13 protein-coding genes and 1 pseudogene are annotated in these 20477 nt (G+C 67.8%); 7 read left to right on the plus strand and 7 right to left on the minus strand.

Translation table 11 applies throughout. The annotated features are described in order from the left end of the window. Positions 1–74 precede the first annotated feature (74 nt). The 3 genes from ABW18_RS17910 to ABW18_RS17920 all read left to right on the plus strand — a co-directional run bounded on the left by ABW18_RS17910 (position 75) and on the right by ABW18_RS17920 (position 4541). Entirely contained in the window at positions 75–971 is an 897-nt protein-coding gene (locus ABW18_RS17910) for an ABC transporter ATP-binding protein (protein WP_049700358.1), read from the plus strand. A 3-nt stretch (positions 972–974) separates the two neighbouring features. Continuing rightward, positions 975–3533 carry an ABC transporter permease gene (locus ABW18_RS17915; RefSeq protein WP_049700359.1) on the plus strand — a complete coding sequence of 853 codons (2559 nt, stop codon included), beginning with the start codon at positions 975–977 and terminating at the stop codon, positions 3531–3533. A gap of 201 nt (positions 3534–3734) precedes the next feature. Beyond that, positions 3735–4541: a hypothetical protein gene (locus ABW18_RS17920; protein WP_049700360.1), complete on the plus strand. Its 807-nt coding sequence runs from the start codon at positions 3735–3737 to the stop codon at positions 4539–4541. 27 nt (positions 4542–4568) lie between these two features. Here the strand turns inward: ABW18_RS17920 and ABW18_RS17925 are convergent, their stop codons facing one another. Next, positions 4569–5297 carry a class I SAM-dependent methyltransferase gene (locus tag ABW18_RS17925; RefSeq protein WP_049700467.1) on the minus strand — a complete coding sequence of 243 codons (729 nt, stop codon included), beginning with the start codon at positions 5295–5297 and terminating at the stop codon, positions 4569–4571. Between the two features lie 110 nt (positions 5298–5407). On the opposite strand from ABW18_RS17925, the gene ABW18_RS17930 reads away from it, so the two are divergent. After that, positions 5408–6550 (plus strand): glycosyltransferase family 4 protein, encoded by a 1143-nt coding sequence (locus ABW18_RS17930; RefSeq protein ID WP_049700361.1) that lies wholly within the window; start codon positions 5408–5410, stop codon positions 6548–6550. Here the strand turns inward: ABW18_RS17930 and ABW18_RS17935 are convergent. The 3 genes from ABW18_RS17935 to pgfA all read right to left on the minus strand — a co-directional run bounded on the left by ABW18_RS17935 (position 6532) and on the right by pgfA (position 11744). After that, the gene (locus tag ABW18_RS17935; protein WP_049700362.1) at positions 6532–8253 is read right to left on the minus strand and encodes an MmpA family trehalose lipid delivery protein; all 1722 of its coding nucleotides are present in this window, start codon (positions 8251–8253) and stop codon (positions 6532–6534) included. The genes ABW18_RS17930 and ABW18_RS17935 overlap by 19 nt on opposite strands. 44 nt (positions 8254–8297) lie before the next feature. Next, positions 8298–9254, minus strand: coding sequence for an HpcH/HpaI aldolase/citrate lyase family protein (locus ABW18_RS17940; protein WP_049700363.1), 957 nt, complete (start codon positions 9252–9254; stop codon positions 8298–8300). 1188 nt (positions 9255–10442) lie between these two features. Beyond that, a complete protein-coding gene (gene pgfA, locus ABW18_RS17950) occupies positions 10443–11744 on the minus strand; it encodes a cell envelope lipid trafficking protein PgfA (protein ID WP_049700364.1) in 1302 nt (433 codons plus the stop codon). Between the two features lie 170 nt (positions 11745–11914). Between pgfA and ABW18_RS22540 the strand changes: the two are divergent. Continuing rightward, a pseudogene (locus tag ABW18_RS22540) lies at positions 11915–12988 on the plus strand (acyltransferase family protein); the annotation flags it as partial. 14 nt (positions 12989–13002) lie between these two features. On the opposite strand, the gene ABW18_RS23510 reads toward ABW18_RS22540, so the two are convergent. The 3 genes from ABW18_RS23510 to ABW18_RS17965 all read right to left on the minus strand — a co-directional run bounded on the left by ABW18_RS23510 (position 13003) and on the right by ABW18_RS17965 (position 18422). Beyond that, a complete protein-coding gene (locus ABW18_RS23510) occupies positions 13003–17475 on the minus strand; it encodes an alpha-(1->3)-arabinofuranosyltransferase (RefSeq protein ID WP_049700365.1) in 4473 nt (1490 codons plus the stop codon). Between the two features lie 112 nt (positions 17476–17587). Beyond that, entirely contained in the window at positions 17588–17785 is a 198-nt protein-coding gene (locus ABW18_RS17960; RefSeq protein ID WP_005205438.1) for a DUF2613 domain-containing protein, read from the minus strand. Between the two features lie 31 nt (positions 17786–17816). After that, a complete protein-coding gene (locus ABW18_RS17965) occupies positions 17817–18422 on the minus strand; it encodes a universal stress protein (RefSeq protein ID WP_049700366.1) in 606 nt (201 codons plus the stop codon). 14 nt (positions 18423–18436) lie between these two features. On the opposite strand from ABW18_RS17965, the gene ABW18_RS17970 reads away from it, so the two are divergent. After that, positions 18437–19642, plus strand: a complete 1206-nt coding sequence (locus ABW18_RS17970) for a glycoside hydrolase family 3 N-terminal domain-containing protein (RefSeq protein WP_200903284.1) — start codon at positions 18437–18439, stop codon at positions 19640–19642. A 90-nt stretch (positions 19643–19732) separates the two neighbouring features. Beyond that, a complete protein-coding gene (locus tag ABW18_RS17975) occupies positions 19733–20380 on the plus strand; it encodes a TetR/AcrR family transcriptional regulator (protein ID WP_049700367.1) in 648 nt (215 codons plus the stop codon). Positions 20381–20477 lie beyond the last annotated feature (97 nt).

Here is a 20477-nt window from a genome sequence, read left to right on the forward strand (position 1 = left end):
CAGGGTGTTGTGGGGAAACACTGTAGGGGAATCACCCGATGGCAATGCGGTGCCATTTTTGGCACGGTTAAGCCATGACATCAGAGCAGGGCGCGAGCGCGGGCGCCGAGGATCTCGTCAAAACTTACGGATCAGGTGACACGGAGGTCCACGCACTGCGTGGCGTCACGCTGTCGTTCCGGTCCGGCGAGTTCACCGCCATCATGGGGCCGTCCGGCTCGGGGAAGTCGACCCTGATGCATTGCCTCGCCGGACTCGACGTCGCGACCAGCGGTCACGTCCACATCGGCGACACAGATCTGACGGGCCTGTCCGACAAGAAGATGACGCTGCTCCGACGTGACCGCATCGGCTTCGTGTTCCAGTCGTTCAACCTCGTCCCGACTCTGACCGCCGCTGAGAACATCACGCTGCCGTCCGACATCGCAGGGCGCAAGGTCGACAAGGACTGGTACGACACGGTGATCAGCCGACTCGGTATCGGCGACCGACTCGATCACCTGCCCAGCGAGCTCTCCGGCGGTCAGCAACAGCGTGTCGCCTGTGCGCGTGCACTCGTCGGGAGGCCCGCGATCATCTTCGGCGACGAACCGACCGGAAACCTCGACTCCCGATCGTCGGGAGAGGTGCTGTCCATCCTGCGCGCGGCAACCGACGAGTTCGGTCAGACCGTTGTCATCGTGACACACGACCCGCGAGCGGCGTCGTACGCCGACCGCGTCGTCTTCCTCGCCGACGGCAAGATCGTCCGCGAACTACCCCGGCCGACGGCCGACGACGTGTTCGAGGTGATGAAGAATCTCGACGACGTTCCCGCGGACGATTCCGGCTCGGATGACGGTGCGACCTCTGATGTGACTGTCGGCGCAGAGCTAGGGAAGCATGAATCCGGCTCTGTCGCACCGGAATCCGGCGTCGGCCGGCACGCTGCGGACGCCGGGTCCGGTGCGGACTCGACGCAGGCGGGCTGACACATGGCCTCGTCCTCGGTGATGCGGAAGGTATCGCTGCGCAATCTGGGTGCGCACAAACTGCGACTTGCGCTGACGGTCTTCTCGATCGTGTTGGGTACCGCGTTCGTCGCGGGGTCGATCGTGTTCACGTCGACCATCTCGCAGGCCTTCAACTCGATCTTCGACAACGCCGCACCCGGTGTGTCCGTCGAAGTGACCCCGGAGGATTCGAACTCCGCCGGGGTGTCGAAGTCGGTTGTCGACCAACTGAACTCACAAAAGAAAGAGCTCGGTATCGACAAGCTGTCGACCAACTACTCGGGCCTGGTGACCATTGCCGATTCGAGCGGCAAGGCACTGCAAACCGGCGGGGCGCCGAGCATTGGTTCGGCGTACATCCCGCCGAACGAGTCGCTGTCTCCCGACGACGGAAAGCTGCTGCCCGGCGGACGTGCACCGACCGGATACCAGGAAGTGGTCCTCAACGAATCGGCGGCGGAGAAGGGTGATCTCAAGGTCGGTTCGCAGACGAAAGTGGTTGTCGGACAGGGCTCGAGCCAGCCAATGGACGTCACGGTCGTGGGCATCAGCCAGCTCACGGGCGACACCGGCGGATTCGTGAACGTGCAGTTCGAACGCGAAGCGGCAAGCCAACTGCTCTCCGACGGTGAGCATGTCGCGACCGTCGACATGTCCGCGGTCGCGGGCGTCAGCGACACCGAACTGCGCGATCGCGTCCAGAAGCTCCTCGCGTCGGATGCGCTCAAGGTCCGTACCGGCGATCAGGTGCGCCAGGACGAGAAGGACCGCGTCAACCAGTTCCTCACCATCTTCACCGGCATCCTGCTCGCCTTCGCCGCCATCGGTCTGGTGGTTGGCACATTCATCATCTACAACACCTTCTCGATGATTGTGGCGCAACGCAATCGGGAGCTCGCGTTGCTGCGTGCGGTGGGCGCCACCGAGCGCCAGGTATCGCGATCGGTGTTGTTCGAGGCGTTCATCGTCGGTGTGATCGGTGGACTCGTCGGTCTCGGTGTCGGCATCGGGCTGGCGGCTGCGCTCAAGGCCATCACGTCCTCGACGTCGGGGCTACCGCAGGCGTCGCTCAACGTGAGCGTGTGGGCGGTACTCGCGGCGCTGTTCGTCGGCGTCGTGGTGACGATGGTCAGCGCCTGGGTTCCCGCGGTGCGTGCGGCCCGAGTGCCGCCCGTCGAGGCGATGCGCGCAAGCGACGCCGAGCGCGCGTCGTCGTTGCGCAACCGCACGATCGCAGGAGTGGTGTTCGGTGTGATCGCCGTCGTCGCGATCGTGTGGGGTGCCATGGGGGAGGGCATGCTGCGTGCGATCGTCGTCGGTCTCGGCGCGGGCGCCGCGATTCTGGCGGCCGTACTCGCGGGCCCGGCATTACTGCAGCCCGTCGTCGGTGTGCTCGGACGAGTGATCGGCGCACCCTTCGGGTCGATCGGCTACCTTGCCCGCACCAACGCGATGCGCAATCCACGACGCAGCTCCGCGACAGCCTTCGCGCTGACACTCGGGCTGATCCTCGTGGCCGTGATCGGCACGCTCGGTACATCATTCAAGGGCACCGTCGACACCGCTGTCGACACGGGAATCACCGCCGACTACATCGTGACCGGCACCAACAACCTGCCGATCTCGCCAGCCGTCGCCGAGGCCGTGAAAGGTGTGAAGGGCGTCGAGGATTCGGTCAGTTTCGGTGTGGCGCAGGCGCGGGTCGGTGACACCAAGGTCAGTGGCTTCTCGCCGCTCGGGGGCCAGATCAGTTCCGTCACCAACATCGACATGCTCGACGGCGCGTCGGACAGACTCCCGGACAACGGGATGTTCGTCAGCCAGCGTACGAGCAACGACAGGGGCTGGAAGCGTGGTGACACAGTCACTTTCACCTCGTCACTCGGTCAGCAGGTTCCCACGCGGGTCGACGGCGTGTACGCCGACAACGAGACGTTGCAGCCGTGGCTCGTTGGCAGCAAGGTCTACGAGTCACTGATGCCCGAGCCTGCGCGGATGAGCTTCGGAGTGTTCGTCAAGGCGAAGCCCGGCGTCGACTCATCAACGCTACGAACAGATCTCGAGAACGCGACCAGTTCGTACCTCACGGTGCAGGTGCAAGATCGTGAACAGTTCAAGAGTAGTGTGTCGCAGCAGATCGACCAGATGCTCGGCGTCCTGTACGCCATGCTCGGGTTGGCATTGGTCATCGCGATCCTCGGCATCGTCAACACACTGGCGCTGTCGGTGGTGGAGCGACGCCGCGAGATCGGAATGCTCCGAGCCGTCGGCATGGTGCGCGGTCAGGTTCGACGCAGCATCTACCTCGAGTCGGTGTTCATCGCCATCTACGGTGCGCTAGTCGGTGTGGTGATCGGCGTGGTCGTCGGCTGGGCGCTGGTGCGCACACTTGCGCGCTGGGGACTCGGCGATCCGGTCCTGCCGTGGACGCTCATCATCGTGACGCTGATCGGAGCGGGCGTCGTCGGAGTGCTCGCCGCGCTGTGGCCCGCCAACCGCGCCGCCCGCACCCGACCACTCGAGGCGATCGCCGAGGCGTGAGCGGCGGGCCCTGGGCGGCGAGCCCGGGGCGCGCAGATGTCCAGCGATCCGTATGACAGTTCCGCCCGAAATCGGCGCCGACTGTCATACGGATCGAGCTGGCACACGGCGCGGCCCGATCGCCGAAGCTGCGCTGCCCAGAGTGAGAGGTCTTGGACCAGTCCCACATGTGGCGACAGGCGGTTTGGCACAATCGGCGCCATGACGCGACCACCCGAGGACCCGAACGACCCGGCCGAGCACCCGCACACCCGGGCGTTCGACCCCAACGAGGACCCTTCGGCGGGCGGCGACCCGACGGCGCGCACCGAGGCCTACTCGCAGCACGATCCCTACGCCAACCAGCCGTACGGTGACCAGCAGCCGTACGGGGACCAGGGCTATGCCGATCAGGGATACGGCCAGCAGGGGTACGGCCAGCAGGAGTACGGCAACCAGGGCTACGGCCAGCAGGGCTACGGCAACCAGGAGTACGGCCAGCAGGGCTACGGGGACCAGCAGCAGTCAGGGCAGGACCCCGACTCGTCGGGCGGAGGGAAACGCACCGCGATCCTGGTGGTGGCGATCATCGCGGTCATCGCACTGATCGCCGTAGTCGCCTATGCGATCATCCGCAGTTCCGGAGGCGACGGCGGCACAGCCGCGACCACCGCGCCCGCGACCACCACGGTGACCACGACGCCCACCACGACGACGACCGAGGAAACCACCACCGAGGAAACCACCACCACGACAACACCCGCGCAGGCGGCAGGGGCCGTGACCTACCAGATCACCGGCAACGGCGACGTCGTCGCACTGCGGTTCCGCAAGGGCAACGACTACGAGATCGTCGCGGCGACCGGAACCCCGTGGTCACGGCAGGCCACCGTCACGGGCACCGACGCGGAACTCACCGCAGTCGTCGTGCGTGGCCCGGTGACCTGCAACATCCTTCGCGGTGAGGAACTGCTCGCCTCGGCGACCAGCAACGGCGGCACACTGCGCTGCGCAGCGGGGCTCGGCTGAGCACAGGGACACAGGGGCGCCCAAGCCTCAGCGCGGCTCGACTACCAGCACCAGGTTCGTCGCCGCAACCTCGCGCACCAGCGGTATGCGCAGCACCCACCACGCCCAGCTCGGCAGGTAGCGCGGGAAGGCCGCGACCAGCCGTGCACGTCCGCGTCGGGAGCGTGCCCACCGCAGACCGTCGTCGGCGGTCACGGCAAACAGCGACGTTCCGAACAGGTTCTTCGGCGGATGCCCGTTGCGCCGCGTGTACCAGCGCGCGGCCCGGGCGCCACCGAAGTAGTGCCGCAGACCCATCTCGTGTCCACCGAACGGACCCCACCACAGCGTGTAACTGACGATCACGACGCCGCCAGGACGGGTCACCCGCAGCATCTCGTCGGCCATCTCCCACGGCGCAGGCGTGTGTTCCACGACGTTCGACGAGATGCAGATGTCGACGGAACCGTCGGCGAATGGCATCTGCTGGCCCGACGCCCGCACCGATCCCCGATGTTCGAGACCTCCCGCGTGCATCTCGGACGGGTCGGGCTCCACAGACAGATACGACGCCCCGCGCTGGCGAAACGCATCGGCGAAGTAGCCGGGACCGCCGCCGACGTCGAGCACCACGGCACCGTCGAGCTCGGCGAAGGCGCCAACGAGATCGGCGGTGTCGTCAGCGAGGGCGCGGTAGAAGCGGGCGGGGTCGGACTGCTCGAAGCGGAAGTCGTTGAGCAGCCCCGCCGCGCGTGCGAGCGTGGCGATTCGGGCCATCCCGGCGTCGGCACGTGTCTTGGTCGAGCCCGCCGTCGAGGAGTCTGTGGTCGTTCTCGGTCGCGGCACGTCGGAGATGCTACCGGGGTGGGTGCGTAGCATTGTCGGCGATGAACACCCCGTCCGACGTCGTGCTGCTGTGCTGGCGCGATACCCGCCACCCCCAGGGTGGAGGCAGCGAAACCTACCTCGAGCGGGTCGGTGCGGAACTCTCTCGACGCGGAATGCGCGTCACCTACCTGACGTCGACGTACCCGGGTGCGTTGCGCACCGAGGACCGCGACGGCATGCGCTTCGTACGCGCAGGGGGCCGGATCACCGTGTATCCGGCCATCCTGGCCGTGCTCGTCGCCGGTCGGCTGGGCTTCGGTCCGCTCGCGGGAGTCTCGCCCGTCGCCATCGTCGACACACAGAACGGCATCCCGTTCTTCGCGACACTGGTCTCGTCGTCGCCGACCATCGTGCTCGTGCATCACTGTCACAGAGAGCAGTGGCCGGTGGCCGGCCGTCTCCTCGGCAGGCTGGGATGGTTCCTCGAGTCGCGGGTGTCGCCGCGGGTCCACCGTCGCAACCGGTATGTGACGGTGTCGGCGCCGTCGGCGCGCGAGCTCGTCGAACTCGGTGTCGACGACGACCGGATCACCGTGGTGCACAACGGAATCGACCCGACGCCTGACTCGGCGGTGCCGGTACCGCGTGACGATCACGGGCCGGCTCGGCTGTGCGTGCTCTCGCGCCTCGTCCCGCACAAGCAGGTCGAGGATGCGCTGCGGGTTCTTGCCGACCTGCACCGCGCGGGTGAGCGTGATGTGCATCTCGACGTCATCGGCGACGGTTGGTGGTCGTCTCGATTGCGTTCGGCTGCAAGCGAACTCGGTGTCGAGCGTCTTGTGACTTTCCACGGTCACGTGTCGAACGAGCGCAAGTATCAGATCCTCGCGGAGGCTGACGTGCACCTGATGCCCTCGCGTAAGGAGGGGTGGGGACTAGCGGTGATCGAAGCCGCACAGATGGGCGTGCCGACAATCGGCTACCGCCACGCCACCGGACTCGCGGAATCGATCGACGACGCCGAGACCGGACTACTCGTCGACGGTGTCGACGAGATGCTCTCCGCCACAAGAAAACTCCTCGACAATCCGGCCGAACGCAACCGCCTCGGAGCGGCCGCACGCGAACGGGCGCAACGCTATTCGTGGTCGGTGACGGCCGACGGCTTCATGTCGGTCTTCGATCAGTCCTCGCGCGGCTGAACCTCACTGCGATCCCGACGGCGCCGTAGCGGCCACAGCGCGGCCACGCCGCCGCAGATGATCAGCGCAGCCCAAACAAGGTGTGCCGCGTAGGCCGTTACGCGCGCTGCGCTGGAGGCGTCGCCGATGTCGGTCGGGTCGTCGATGCGGAACAGGACGAGATCGTGGCCGCGGAAGACGATGTCCGCGCGGTCGGCCAGCCTAGCCGGTACATCGGGTTGAGCTGTGCCCGAGAGATTTTCGACGAGCACCCAGCCGACGCCGAGCCGAGCGAGGGTTGTCGGGTCACCACCGGTGCGCAGCGCTTCGGTCACCTGCTGTGCGCGCGGTGTCGCCTCGTCGACGGTCGCGCCGTCGACGACGAGTTCACCCGATTCGACGACGGGCGCGCGCAGCATGCGTGCGGCCGGATCGAGTGATGGCGAGTCGGTGAAGGGGTACTGCCGCACGGTGCCGGGAGGCCATAGCGCGACGTCGCCCGCGTCGGCGGGAACGAGTTGCGCAACGCGCGCCCAGTCATCGGGATACTGCACCGTCGAGAGTCGTCCGCCGACTCCCCACGCGAGGTCGGGCAGCGGTGCCACCACGAGAAGAACCACCGCCGCGAGCGCGAAACCCGAAGGGACGAGGTCACGCAACCGCCACACCGCGGCAGCGCTCGCCATCGCGACGCTAGGCATCACCAGCGCCACGAACTTCGACGAATCGCGCAGCAGTCCACCGCCCGGGATCGCGGAGACGACCCCCGCGAGCGCGCCGCTGCCCGGTCCGACGGCCGTGATCGCCAGACCAACAACCACCACAACACCGAGTACGCCCAGTGCCCGGACGAGGGGAGCGTCGACAAGCAGTTCGCGCCTGCGCCACAACGTGATCGACCCGACCCCGACGACTGCGATCAGACAGACCGTCGCGACCGCTGCCCACCAGAACGTGCGGCTCGCAGGTGCGGCGTCGGCGTTCCAGATACCGCCGAGGCCCAGCACGGTGCCGAGCGGTCCGAGCCCTGGTTCGGACCGTAACCCGAAGGCGCGCAGGCCCGCCGAGCCGTCCGTCGAGGTCGACGCAGAGGTCAGCAGCGCGGCCACCAGCCACGGCAGCGCCGACAACACCCACGCCGCCAGCACACCGATCAGCGGCCGCGCGCGGACGCAGACCACCGCAACGACGAGGCCGAACAGTGAACCGCTCGGCGTGAATCCGGCGACGGCGAGGAGTGCCGCCAATACCAACCAGTGACGCAACGAGGTAGTAAAACCGTATTGCGCAGCGGCCAGCGCGATCCACCCCAGCGCGCCGTACCCGACGAGAAGCCCCCAGTGGCCCTGGAGAAGTCGTTCTGCGACAAAGGGATTCCACAACGAGACGATCGTCGCAGCGACGGCGCCGGTCCGGCCCGCACCGGGTACGAGATGCGCCGCGAGTCTGCCGTATCCGACACCACCGATCGTCAGTGCGGCGAACAGGATTGCCGTGACGAGGAATCCGCCGTCGACCACCGAACTCCCCAGTGCCACAGCCCAATCCTGCGGAACGGCCCGCGGTGGTAGGTCGCCGATTCCCAACGTCGTGTCGGTCACGTACGACCGAGGCGTCGACACCGCGTCGCGGTAGAGCAGATATCCCGGGCGCAGCAGCGGACCGAGGATCAGCGCGGTCAACGCTGCGCTGATCACCCAGAGCGTCGGCAGCAACCGGTGCATGGCGTGCCGTGTGATCTGGGTCCGGTGATCTGAGTCCGGCGAACTCAGTAGTGGTAGGTGTCCGACGGTGCCGACGCGTGGCCGGGATCGACCTCGTACTCTGTGCCGGTCACCCCGTACGCGCGGGCGAGGTCGAGGATCTTGGTCGCGCGGGCGATACGGGGAAGGTCGGAGCCGTTGCGGATCTCGCCGCCGTCGGCCTCGAACTCGGCGAAGAATTCTTTCGCCCAGGTGATCTCGTCGATCGACGGCGTGAGGCCCTCGTTCACCGGAGCGCACTGATCAGGTGTCAGACAGATCTTGCCGGTCATGCCGAATTCGACGCTGACGGCCGTCGCCTCACTGAGCTTGAGCGCGCTCGATCCCACCGTGGGGCCGTCGATGGCGCTGGGTAGGTGTGCCGCCTTCGCCGCGATGGTGAACCGTGAGCGCGCGTACGCCAGGGTCATCGGGTTGTCGCCGAAGCCGGTGTCGCGGCGGAAGTCTCCGATACCGAACGCCAGTCGGAAGGTGCCCTTCGCCGACGCGATCTCACTGATGCGTTCGAGCCCGCGTGCCGTCTCCACGAGTGCGACGATCGGCACGTCGGGGAGCCGCTTGGCGGTCTCGGTGACGTGGTCGACGGACTCGACCATCGCGAGCATCACGCCGCCGATCGGGGTCTTCGAGAGCGCCTCGAGGTCGTCGGCCCACCACGGGGTGCCGAAGCCGTTGACACGCACCCAGTCGCCTGCGCCGCCGGGAAGGGGGTTGCCGTCGGGGCCGGTGCCGGGATCGCTGGTCAACCATTGGACGACGTTGTCGCGTGCGGTGAGCTTGTCCTTGGGAGCGACCGCATCCTCGATGTCGAGCACGACGATGTCAGCGCGCGACCGCGCAGCGTGTGCGAATCGATTGTGCTGGGCGCCGTTGACCAACAGCCAGCTACGCGCGAGAACCGGGTCGATGCGAAAGCCGACGTCGGTGCTCTCGACGTCGGTCTGCGTGTTCTGGTCATACATCGCTGTCTATCGTTTCACACCGGAGAGGCACACTTGACCACATGGTGCGTTCCCCCGTCGTCGATGCAGTCGGGTGGGTTGCTGTCGGTTCGATGCTCGCGAACGTCTGCTCGTACGCGGTCCATCTCGGTGCTGGCCGCTGGTGGCTGACGCCCGCGGAGTACGGCGAACTGGCCGTGGCGCTCTCGGCACAGTTGGTGCTCACCGTTCCCGCGCTCGCGCTGCAGGCCGTGGTTGCGCGCGAAGTCGTTCACGGCCGCGATGACCTGCGGATACGTACTCTCACCATGCGGTGTGCGCTCGCCGTCGCGGTACTTGCGGTCATCGCCGTCCCGGTCGTCTCCGCAGTCGCGTCGACGTCGTGGACACTCACCGCGGCAGGGCTGGCGGCCGCGCCGCTGCTGACCGTCGTCGGCGGTGGTCAGGGTGTGCTGCAGGGGCGTCGACGATTCCGAACGCTCGGCGTCGTCCTCGCGGCGGTCGGGGTGGTGCGCGCTGCTCCGACGATCGCGGCACTGGCCGCGGGCGCCGGACCGGCAGGAGCGCTGCTCGCCGGTGCGGTGGGGACCGCCGTCGCTGCTGCGGTCGTGTGGGGCCTCGCCCGTGCGCGCATGCCTGCCGGGAGCACGTCTGGTGCCGGACTGCCGGGTGCCGGCCTGTCGACCGTCGTCCGGGCGTCGCAGGTGCAACTGGTGCTCGTCGTCGCGGTCTCGCTCGACGTGCTGCTCTCGCGCACCGTCCTAGACCCGCGTGATGCGGGCGTCTACGCCTTCGGTGCCATCGCGACGAAGGTGGCCTTCTGGTTGCCGCAGGCGGTCGGAGTCGTGTTCTATCCGCAACTCGCCGACCCGGCGTCGTCTGGTCGGTCACTGCGCCAAGCGGTCGGGGTTGTTGCCGCGATCGGGTTGGTGATCACGGTGCTCGGCGCCCTCGCCGGACCACTGTTGCCCACGCTGATCGGAGACGACTATCGGGAGTTGACCGACCTGCTCGGACTGTTCGCCTACACCGGCGCGGCGTTCGCGGTGCTACAGGTGGCCCTGCTCGCGGCCATTGCGCACGACCGCACCCGCATTTCGATCCTTGCCTGGCTCTTCCTTGCCATGGAGGCCGCCGCGATCCTTCTGCTCGGGCACAGCGTGATGCGGCTCGCGGTGATCGCCGCTGTCGCCGCGACAGTCTCCGCGGTCACGACGACTCTTGTGGCCCTTCGGGTTTCACATCGGACTCCGGATCGTCGCGTGTCCGACGGTGCGGTTGGTCGTCGTGCCTCCGACGGCGCGGTCGGTGATCGTCGACCCAGCGCTGCCACCGACCCGGGAACGTGAGCAGCGCCCCCGCGATCAGCGCCAGCGCACCGACGATTCCCGCGATCAGTGGGACCACGCGCCCCCAGATGGTGACGGGTCCGGCGAGCGACGCCGCGTCGTCAGCCATCGCGCGCTGCGTCGAGCCGTCGAAGCCGAACGTCGCGCGCAGGTTGGTGAGTGCGACACCCGAGTCTGGGCCATCAGAACCGGCAACGCGGTAGGTCTGTTCGACGTCGACGCGTTCGTCGAGGATCACGCCGGTCGCGGCGTCGACCGAGATGTCCCACTTAGCCCGATGGTGCAGCGTCGCGGTGAGTTGCCGGTTCGGGTCACCGTCGGTGATGCCGAACCACGACGCCGGTCGCGTGATGCGCGTGGCCGGGGTGCCCGAGGGCGTGCCCGAGCCGATGGCGGCGAGGTCGGTGTCGGGGATCTCGGCGCGATACCGGATCGCGGTACGGCCGCCCACCTGTGACTCCCCGGCGTCGACGAGTGGCACGGTTCGACGCGTGGTGACGTCGAAGTAGCGGGCGCCCGACGTCGGCGGATCGAAGGGCAGCACGTAGGTGTAGCCACGACGATCCGACGCCTGGACCGGCGCGGAGTTGCTGTCGTACTGAATCTCGGAGTTGCCCCGCGTTCCGCCGACGGCCCCGAGATCGGGCAGCGCCGAGCGACGGTTCAGCGTGACGCGGTCCCGGACAGCCGACACCGTCGGCGACGTGCACGCGTCGGCGCCCTCGGTGGGCGCGACCTCGCTGCCCGGTCGAGCGGCGTCGGACTCGGATTCCTTCCCATCGAGCCAGATGCGGTCGGCCTGCACCGATGCGCCTGCCTGCAGTGTTACCCGTCGTGCATCGGCGGGACGCACCGCGACGACACGTTGCTGGCGTACGAGCGTCGCGTCGAGGACACGTGCGCGCGGTGTGTTCAGCGAGCATCGGTCGAGGATCTGCGCGTGCTCGTCGTCGGACATTCCGGCCGTCGACACCGTTGTCTGATCGGTGCTGAGCGGGATGGTGCGGAGGCGATCGACGAACAGCGTCGGCAACGCGATGGTCACCGCGATCAGGAAGGCGCCGAGAAAGATGAGGGTCGGCCCGATGAGATCGGCCGTGCTGAATCGGCTCGCGGTCGGGGCGCCCGGGGTGGGTGAACTCGGGGTCCGGGCCTGCGACATGGGCACGACACTACTGTTCGGGTGCTGTTCGCCTGTCGGGTGCCGGTTCGGTGGCCGCATACGCGTCGCGCGAAGGTCCGTATCCTGGGCTGGTGCCAGAGCCATCGACGACGCCGATCACCTCGTCGTCGAGTGGCCCGGCGCGCAGGTTCTTTCCGCAACTCGAGGGCATGCGCGCGGTTGCTGCGCTCGGGGTGCTCACCACGCACGTCGCGTTCCAGACGGGTGCCGTCGCGCTTCCCGTGATCGGCCCGATCCTGGGCAGACTCGATCTCGCCGTCGCACTGTTCTTCGCGCTGTCGGGGTTTCTGCTGTGGCGGCCGTGGGTGGCGAGCGCACACGGCTGGTCGGGTGCGGGCCGGTCGGATCACGCGGCGCACCCGCCGATACGTCGCTACCTGCGCCACAGGGTGGTGCGCATCTGGCCCGCCTATCTCGTCGTCGTGGTCGTCGTGTTGACCTTGCTGCCCGAGGCGCAGGGCGCCGACGCGACGGTGTGGTTCGCCAATCTGACGCTCACGCAGGTGTTTGTCCCGCTGTCGCTGACCGCGGGCCTGACCCAGATGTGGAGTCTCTCGGTCGAGGTCGCGTTCTACCTGCTGCTCCCGATCCTGGGATTCGCGTTGTTCGCGCTGCGCGGCCGCAGCGTGTCCGCCCGCATCCCGGTGCTGGTCGCGCTCGCCGTGGTGAGCCTGACCTGGGGGTGGATCGCCGAACTCCTTCCGACGCCCGACGGCGTCGAACCGACGAACTGGGTGGTCGGGCATCTTCCGTGGTTCATCGCTGGATTGGTGCTCGCCGAGGTGGCGGGTGCCGACGAACTGGGCCAGCCGACTCGCTTCACGCGGGTTGTCGCCGTGATCGGCGCGCGACGCAGACTGATGCTCGTCGTGTTCGTCGTCGCGTATGGACTGGCGTGCACACCTCTCGCGGGACCGACGGGACTCGGAGATCTCGAGCCGTGGCAGTTCGCCGTGAAGACCACGCTGGGGGCGATCTGCGGTTTCACGCTGCTCGCGCCGCTGATCTGCTCGGATGGTCGGGCGGGGGTGCTGTCCCGGCTGTCCGACCGACCGTTCCCGTTCCTCACCTCGCCGGTGATGCTCGCGCTCGGGCGGTGGTCGTACGGCATCTTCATCTGGCATGTGGCCGTGCTCGCGGTGGTGTTCGGGCTGTTCGGGATCGTCCCGTTCACCGGCCACACCGCGGTGGTCTGGATCATCACCGCGGTTCTCAGTATCGGGATTTCGGCGGCGAGTTACGCGTTCGTCGAGGAGCCGTCGCGCAACTGGCTGCGCTCTCGGGAAGCGCGGCGCCGCGGAGTGACACCTGCCGCGCGCAGCCAGCGGGACAGCGCGTCTCGCGACGACTCCGGCACAGCAGAGACGAGTGCCGACCAGACGGTGCTCGCGACCGCGACGAACGCGGGAAGCTGAACCCACCAAGCGAATCCGTTGTATCCGGACTCGGCGTGCCACGGCGCCGCCGCGAGTCCGATCGTCGCCGCCAGCATCGCGACGAATGTCAGTACCACCCGCGCTCGCGGGCTCAGTGCCGCAACGGTTGCGCCGACGACGACGGAGATCGCAAGGCCCCACCATCCCGTCAGTAGCCAGGAGGCGGTTAGCCAGCCGACACCCGCACATGCACACGCCGCGAGCGGCGTCGACGACTCGACGGTCGGCTCGGGCGCCGTGTCGGGGTCTCGTCGAGTGCGAATCGGCCACAGGGCAAGCGCGAAAAGCAGTGCGAGCAAGAGGAATCCGATGAGCAGCGCCCAGCGGTACGGAGTGTCGTAGCGGAACTCGAGAGCGACGGTTCCCGACGCTCCGGCCGGAACCTCCCACCCCTGCTGCCAGCCGTTCACGACGACCGGCCGCAACTCGGTACCTCCTGACCCAGCGCTTTCCGACCCGGTGCCTCCCAGACGCGCAACCCATCCGGGATTCTCGCTCTCGGGAACGACGAGGAGCCGCGCGGCGTCCGCGGCGTCGACCTGTACCGAACGCGACGTCGACGACCACGTGAGGACGCGCGGCATCTCGCTTGAATGTGGCTGTGTAGCAGTGCTGTTCGACGACGCTGGTGTGCCATAGCCGCCGCCGGCGTCGAGTCCGACGGTGTTGACAGTGAAAGCGTTGCCGGGATTCGCCGACAGTTCCTGCTCGCCCGCACCGAGACGCATGGTCGGCGTGCAGGGCGTCGCGATCACCGGTTCACCCCGGCGAAGTGCTCCGGCGGTGGTCTGGATTTTCATTCCGGTTACCTGACCAGACACCGTGATTCCCACGCCGCCGTCGCATCCGACGGAGATCGGGCGTTCGTCGTCGAGCGGGGGTGCTTGCGGGGCGGGTTCCACCTTCACCTCGGCTATCCCGGTCGGTGCGACGCTTGTGAACCCAAGGCTGTTGACGTCGATGAGGTCTCGTCGTGCAAGCACTGTCAGCGAAATATGATCGGTGACTGCGGGATTCAGCTCGACGACGCCGTCACTTCCGACCGTGCGTTCCTGTGGGCCGGTTCCGAGGTCGACCGACACGCGTGTCGGTGCCGCGGGATAGTCGCGCGGCAGCACGAGGCGTAGACGATCGACGCGTTGCGGCGTGGGCAGTGAAATGTCGAGTCGAGGGCGGGACTTTCGGCCGGGCTTGTCACCGTCCTTGCCATCGTCGCGTGCGGTCCACACGGTTGTCGGATCGCCGTCGACAGCGGCCTGCGCGGAGCCTCTCGTATCCGACACCGACGACGGCCCGCGTGCTGTCACGGTTCCCGGACGAGCAAGTAGCGCGTTGAGTGCGTCGCCCGGTTTCGGCCTGAGCACCATCAGGGGCGCGACGGTCGTCGGCTGCGGCACCGACAGCGCGCGCGTCATGACCCCGGGCGTCTCGGGTGAGAGGCCTAGTCCGCCAGCGCATCTCACGACATCGGTAGCGGGGTCACCCGGGGTGTTGTCGAGCAGGCAGCTCGAGCGGCCCGAGAGTTCTTGGGAGAGGACCCAACTCGATACCTTCGTATCCGACTGCAGTGTCGGCAGCACCACGCGGTGGCGAATGGTGAGCGGTATGCCCGACGAGAGGTCGGTGAGTGCGACCTCGCCGAGCGCGAACTGGTTTCCGGCAGAACCATTCTCGGTACTGATGGCGCGGATCTGAATCCAGCGGGTCGGGCCGCTGGGCACGGTCACCGTCACCGGCTTGTTCGGCTCGACACCCTGCGCGACGGTCGTGCCCGCCTCGGTGGTGACCAGAATCGACGACACGTCTTCGCCGAGCGCCTTCGCGGTGGTGAGCCGGACGGCGAGATCGCTTCGCGGACGGGTGAAATCGATGCGCATCCACTGCCCGACCGCAGACGACAGCCCGCTACTCGCCCACGCCGTCGACGCGTCGCCGTCGAACGCGGCGGCGGGCGAACTCGCGGGCGACGTCTGGCCCGGCTGGGTGGCGTCCGACGCCGAGCCCGACGTCGAGACCGATACCTCGCCCGGCGCGTTGTCGAGAAGCCACTGTCCCTCGACGAGGGGCTGGCCGTCGACCGGGTAGTCGGGCGCGGCGTTCTGGGTTCTGCGTGCATCGCCGGGTGCCCGGATGGCAGAGCTGTGGTCGTCGACGCGGCCGAAGTCGGTTTCGCGGTCGGCCGGGGTGTCGGTGACCACGAGTGGGGCGTCGCCCAGACCTGCGCGGACGGCGTCGGATTCGAGGAGCGACGGGCCGAGCGGGGCCATGCCGAGTCGCGCGCGCAGATCTTGCACTGCGGCAATCGATTCCGGGCCGCCCGAGATGCGGGTCGCGGACGCCGTGTCCGTCAGTATCGGGCCGGTGCCCGGGAACGACGCGACGTCGGATTTGCCGCTGTGGTCGACCGCGAAGATCTGGATGGCGGGCATGTCGGGTCGTAACCCGTTGTCACGCACAACACCTCGCGCCGACGGTGGGCCGACCCGCGGGCCGAACGTCGCGACACGGCGTAAACCGGGCGAGCCCGTGAGCGTCTGTTGGGCTAGCAGAGGACGGGCTGACCGCGATGTCTCCGGATCGAGATCAGCTCGTAGAACAACGAAGTCGATGCCCTGACCCGCGAGAGTCGCAGCAAGTCCTGGCGAGGGGCGCCCGGCTGCGATGTCGCGTTGTACGGAGTCCATGGCGCGGATCGCCCCCGGCGGTGTCAGGGGTATCGCATCGCGCACCGCCCACGGTGTCGTCGACAGCGGTTGGAGCGGTTCGTCGCGGGTGAGTCCCCAGAGCTGATCGGCGAACGGGGCTCCGGGCACCACGAGCGCCCGATCGGGATGTGCTGCGTTGTTGTTGCCGTCTGGGTCAGCTCCGTCGGCATGGTCGCGCAGCCAGTCGGCGGTTTGCTGCCAGTATCCGGGGATCGCGCGGTAGGTACCGTCCGGGGCCAACTGCCCGGTCCAGACCAGCGAGCCCGCACCGATCAGGGCGACGACGAGGACCATCGTCGCGGCGACCGGACGCGAACGCTCGGGATGGGCGAACGCGGAGAACGTCTCCCGCGCAGACGCCGTGCCCGGAAGCGGCACGCGGGCGAGGAGATGCGCGAACCCGAGGACCAGCGGGATCCTGATGAACGGCTCGAACTTGTGGATGTTGCGGAGGAAGGCGCCGGGACCGTCGAGGAAGACGCGAATCGGTTCGGCGATCGGCGACCCCAGGCCGCCCGCGTAGCCCACGCACATCAGGACGAGGCCGACGACGAGGATGGTGACCCAGCGTCCTCGAAACGGCATGCGGCGCATGCACAGTCCGGCAAGTCCCGCTGCCGCGAGAGTCCCGGTGGCGAGTACCGCCGCGGGTTGCGTCGTCAGCACGGCACCCGCCACGCGCTCGGGCGAGACGAACGGCGTCCACGAGCTGGTCCCGCGCAGCACCTCAGTGAGCGACGTCCATTCCGTTGTCACGCGCGAGGATTCGATGAAGTCGAGGAACGGGGGCGACACGCGCGACAGGATCAGCAGCGGCACCACCCACCACGCGCACGCGAGCACCAGCGCGCCCGCCCACGCGACGCCGAAGCGCAGGCCGCGAGTGGTCTCGACTCGGGTGCTCGCTGCGCTCGCGCCCGGCTCGACCAGCGGGTGGGCCTTCCCGCTGATTGAGCTTGTCGAAATCACCCACCACACCACGGCGACGCCGAGCGCGGCGAGGGTGGCCACGGCGTTCACCGCACCCATCAGCGCCACCGCGACCGCCGACCGGCACGCGTCGCGCCACAGCGGGTACGGCGACGGCCGTTCGGCGTCGAGCGCCCGCACCACCGGGATCAACACCCACGGTGCGAGCATCATCGGCAGTGTCTCCGACGAGATCGAGCCAAGCGTCGTCAACACTCGCGGGCTCAACACAAAGACCAGTGCGGCCAGAAGCCGGGAACCCGGTGAGCCGATCCGCAGCAGTTCGGCGAGACGCACGATTCCCACGAATCCGACGGTCAGCAGAATCGCCCACCACAGACGCTGGGTGATCCACGGCGGAATGTGCGCCAACTCGCCGACGGCAAAGAACGCGCCATGCGGGAAGAAGTAGCCGTACGCCTGGTTCTGTACCTGGCCCATCGGAGCGGTCGGCGTCCACAGATGAGCGGCCCGTGCCAGGAAGCCGAGAGGGTCAGCGGTGAGGTCGAGTTTGGTGTCGGCCGAGATACGTCCCGGCGACTGCAGGAGGCTGACGATCAGCGCGACACCGAAGACGATGCCGACGCCGCGTCGACTCATTATGCGATCCGCCGAGTGGGCTTCGCCAGCCGAGCGGGCCTTCCCAGCCGAGCGGTCGGGGGACCTCAGATGCCGCGTGATTCGATGCGTGATTGTCCGATGCGAGGTGCGCTCACTTGTCGTCGGCGTTCTGGCGTGAGCCGTAGTCGACGGACCCCTGCACGAAACCGCTGTTGGGGTTGATGTTGTTGACATCGGTCGACGGGCTGTTCTCCGACGCGATCGCTCCGCCGAGGAATACCGCACCCAGGCCGACGATGATGCCGGCGATACCAGCCACGGCTCCGGCGATCAGTCGGTTGTTGCGCATGCGGACGAAACTACCATTTCGCCGGTCGACTTCAGACGGTGATCTCCGGGCGTGGCTCCGACTCGCACTTGGCGGGGACGATGAAGACCGGACGGTGACAGTGCTTGAGGACGCGTTCTGCCACGGACGACCGAAGAAGAGCCTTGAAACCGGTGGCGCCGCGAGTCCCCGTCACCAGCAGGTCGGCATCCAACGAGTCCGCAGCCGCGATGAGCGCCGACCAGACCGTCGAATCCGCTTCGACCAGTGTTCCCGTGGCATCCAGGCCCCACTCGGTCGCGAGTGCGACGCCGCGCGCATTGGTCTCGGTTGCCTCCCGCTCGAGCGCCTCGTCGACTTCGATTTCTGCCCTTGTGTCCAGGTACGGCTGCATCCCGGCCGCCAGCGACGAGACACGGGGAGCGCTCATGGCCCCGGGTTCCCACGCGGTCACGACGTGCGCGACGCGTGCCTGGAGGAAACGTGCTGCGTATCGGATGGCGCGATCGGCATTGGGCGATCCGTCGTATGCGATCAGAAGAGTCTGGCCGGTGCGGGAGTTCTCGTGCTGGGTCTTTTCGCGCTGGTCAGCGCCACCGGGGCCATGTGGGCCGGTGGGGGAGGGTGACGACCCCGCAGCCATGGGGGAATCGTACATGCCAGACTCGGTACATGCGCCTTGATCGACGACGTTTCACAGGTGTCCGGACGGCTGGTGTGGTGCTCGCTGTCGCTGCAACGCTGACGGCATGCCAGACCGGCTCGTCCGGTGGTGGATCGTCGGTGACGTCGGCGTACGCCTCGACTCCCTCTTCGCAGAGCGTGGCCTCGTCACCCGCGGCGTCGCCGGCAGTGGCACCCAACGCGTGTGGGGCGCCCGAGCTTTCGCGAATGACGTTGCGACAGAAGCTCGCTCAGCTCATCGTCGTCGGCGTCACGGGAACTGCCGACGCCACGCAGGTGGTGCAACGTGAGCACATCGGCGGCATCTTCGTCGGAAGCTGGACCGACAAGTCGATCCTGACCAGCGGTGCAGCCGCCCGGCTCTCGCGCTCGCAGCCATTCCCGCTGATGGTGACCGTCGACCAGGAGGGCGGCCGCGTGTCGCGGCTGTCGTCGCTCGGCATCGACAGTCCGTCGGCGCGCGAGCTGGCTCAGACCAAGACGCCGGCCCAGGTGCGCACCCTTGCGGCGTCGATCGGCGGTCAGCTCAAGCGGCTCGGTATCACCGTCGACTTCGCGCCCGACGCCGATGTGAGCGACGAGAGCGCCGACGAGGTGATCGGCGATCGTTCGTTCAGCAACGATCCGCAGGTCGTCACCCAGTACGCGGGCGCCTTCGCCGCGGGACTCGAGGACGCGGGCATCATGCCGGTCTACAAGCACTTCCCCGGCCACGGCCACGGCTCGGGCGACTCGCACACCGGGGTGGTGCGCACACCGCCGCTGTCGTCGCTGATCACCAGCGACCTCGTGCCGTACAAGACGCTTCTGCGTAACCCCGGCAACGCGGGTGTGATGGTCGGGCACCTGATCGTGCCGGGACTCACCGGGCCCGAGACGCCCGCGAGTATCAGTCCCCGTGCGATGACCATGCTGCGAACGGGCAAGCCCTACGGGGGTCCTGCGTTCAACGGAGTCGTGTTCTCCGACGACCTGTCGGGTATGGCCGCCATCAGCCAGCGCTATCCGATCGAGCAGGCCGCGCTGATGTCCATCAAGGCCGGCGGCGACATCGCGCTGTGGATCACCACCGACCGCGTCTCGTCCGTGCTCGACTCGATGCAGAGCGCGGTGACCGCCGGCACGCTCACGCAGGCTCGCGTCGACCGGTCCGTCGTGCGGATCCTGCGCGCGAAGGGCGTGCTGCGCTGCTGAGGGTGGCGGTTGTACCGCCGCGCAAACTTACTCACTGGTAAAATTAGTGGGTAACCCAACATGTGCAGTGCCGCAAAGAGGAGATGAGTGATGGCAGGCGGAACCAAGCGTCTCCCACGCGCGGTTCGCGAGCAACAGATGCTCGACGCCGCGGTGAAGGTGTTCTCGGAGAACGGGTTCCGCGAGACCTCGATGGACTCGATCGCGGCAGAAGCGCAAATCAGCAAGCCGATGCTCTACCTGTACTACGGCTCCAAGGACGAACTCTTCAGTGCGTGCATCGCGCGTGAGTCCGGAAGATTCATCGACGCGATGGCGATCGGCTTCGATCCCACCCTGCGACAGCGTGATCAGGCCCGCACGGTGGTCCGTGAGTTCCTGGGGTACGTCGACCAGCACCGCCAGTCCTGGAAGGTGCTCTACCGCGTCGCCATCGGCACGGCCAACTTCGCGCAGATCGTGCGGGACAGTCGCGATCGTGTCACCGACATGGTCGCCGAACTGATCCGCCGCGGGACAACTGTGGAGGGCGCGAGCGACATCGATTTCGAACTCACCGCGGTGGCACTCGTCGGTGCGGGTGAGGCCGTCGCCGACCGCATCTCGGAGGGCGACGTCGACATCGATACGGCCACCGACCTTCTCGTCGGCATCACCTGGCGTGGCCTGAAGGGCGTCGGGCGCGGCACCGTGGCCGGCGGGAGCGTCGACGCCGAGGACTCCGGCGCGCAGGCCTGACCGCCACGCGCGCACGCTGTTTCAGGCGCCGATACACAAGAGCCGATACACAAGAGCCGATGCACATAGAACACAACACCGCCGCCCGCACTTCGTA

The sequence above is a fragment of the Gordonia jacobaea genome (assembly GCF_001186365.1).
Taxonomy (GTDB): domain Bacteria; phylum Actinomycetota; class Actinomycetes; order Mycobacteriales; family Mycobacteriaceae; genus Gordonia; species Gordonia jacobaea.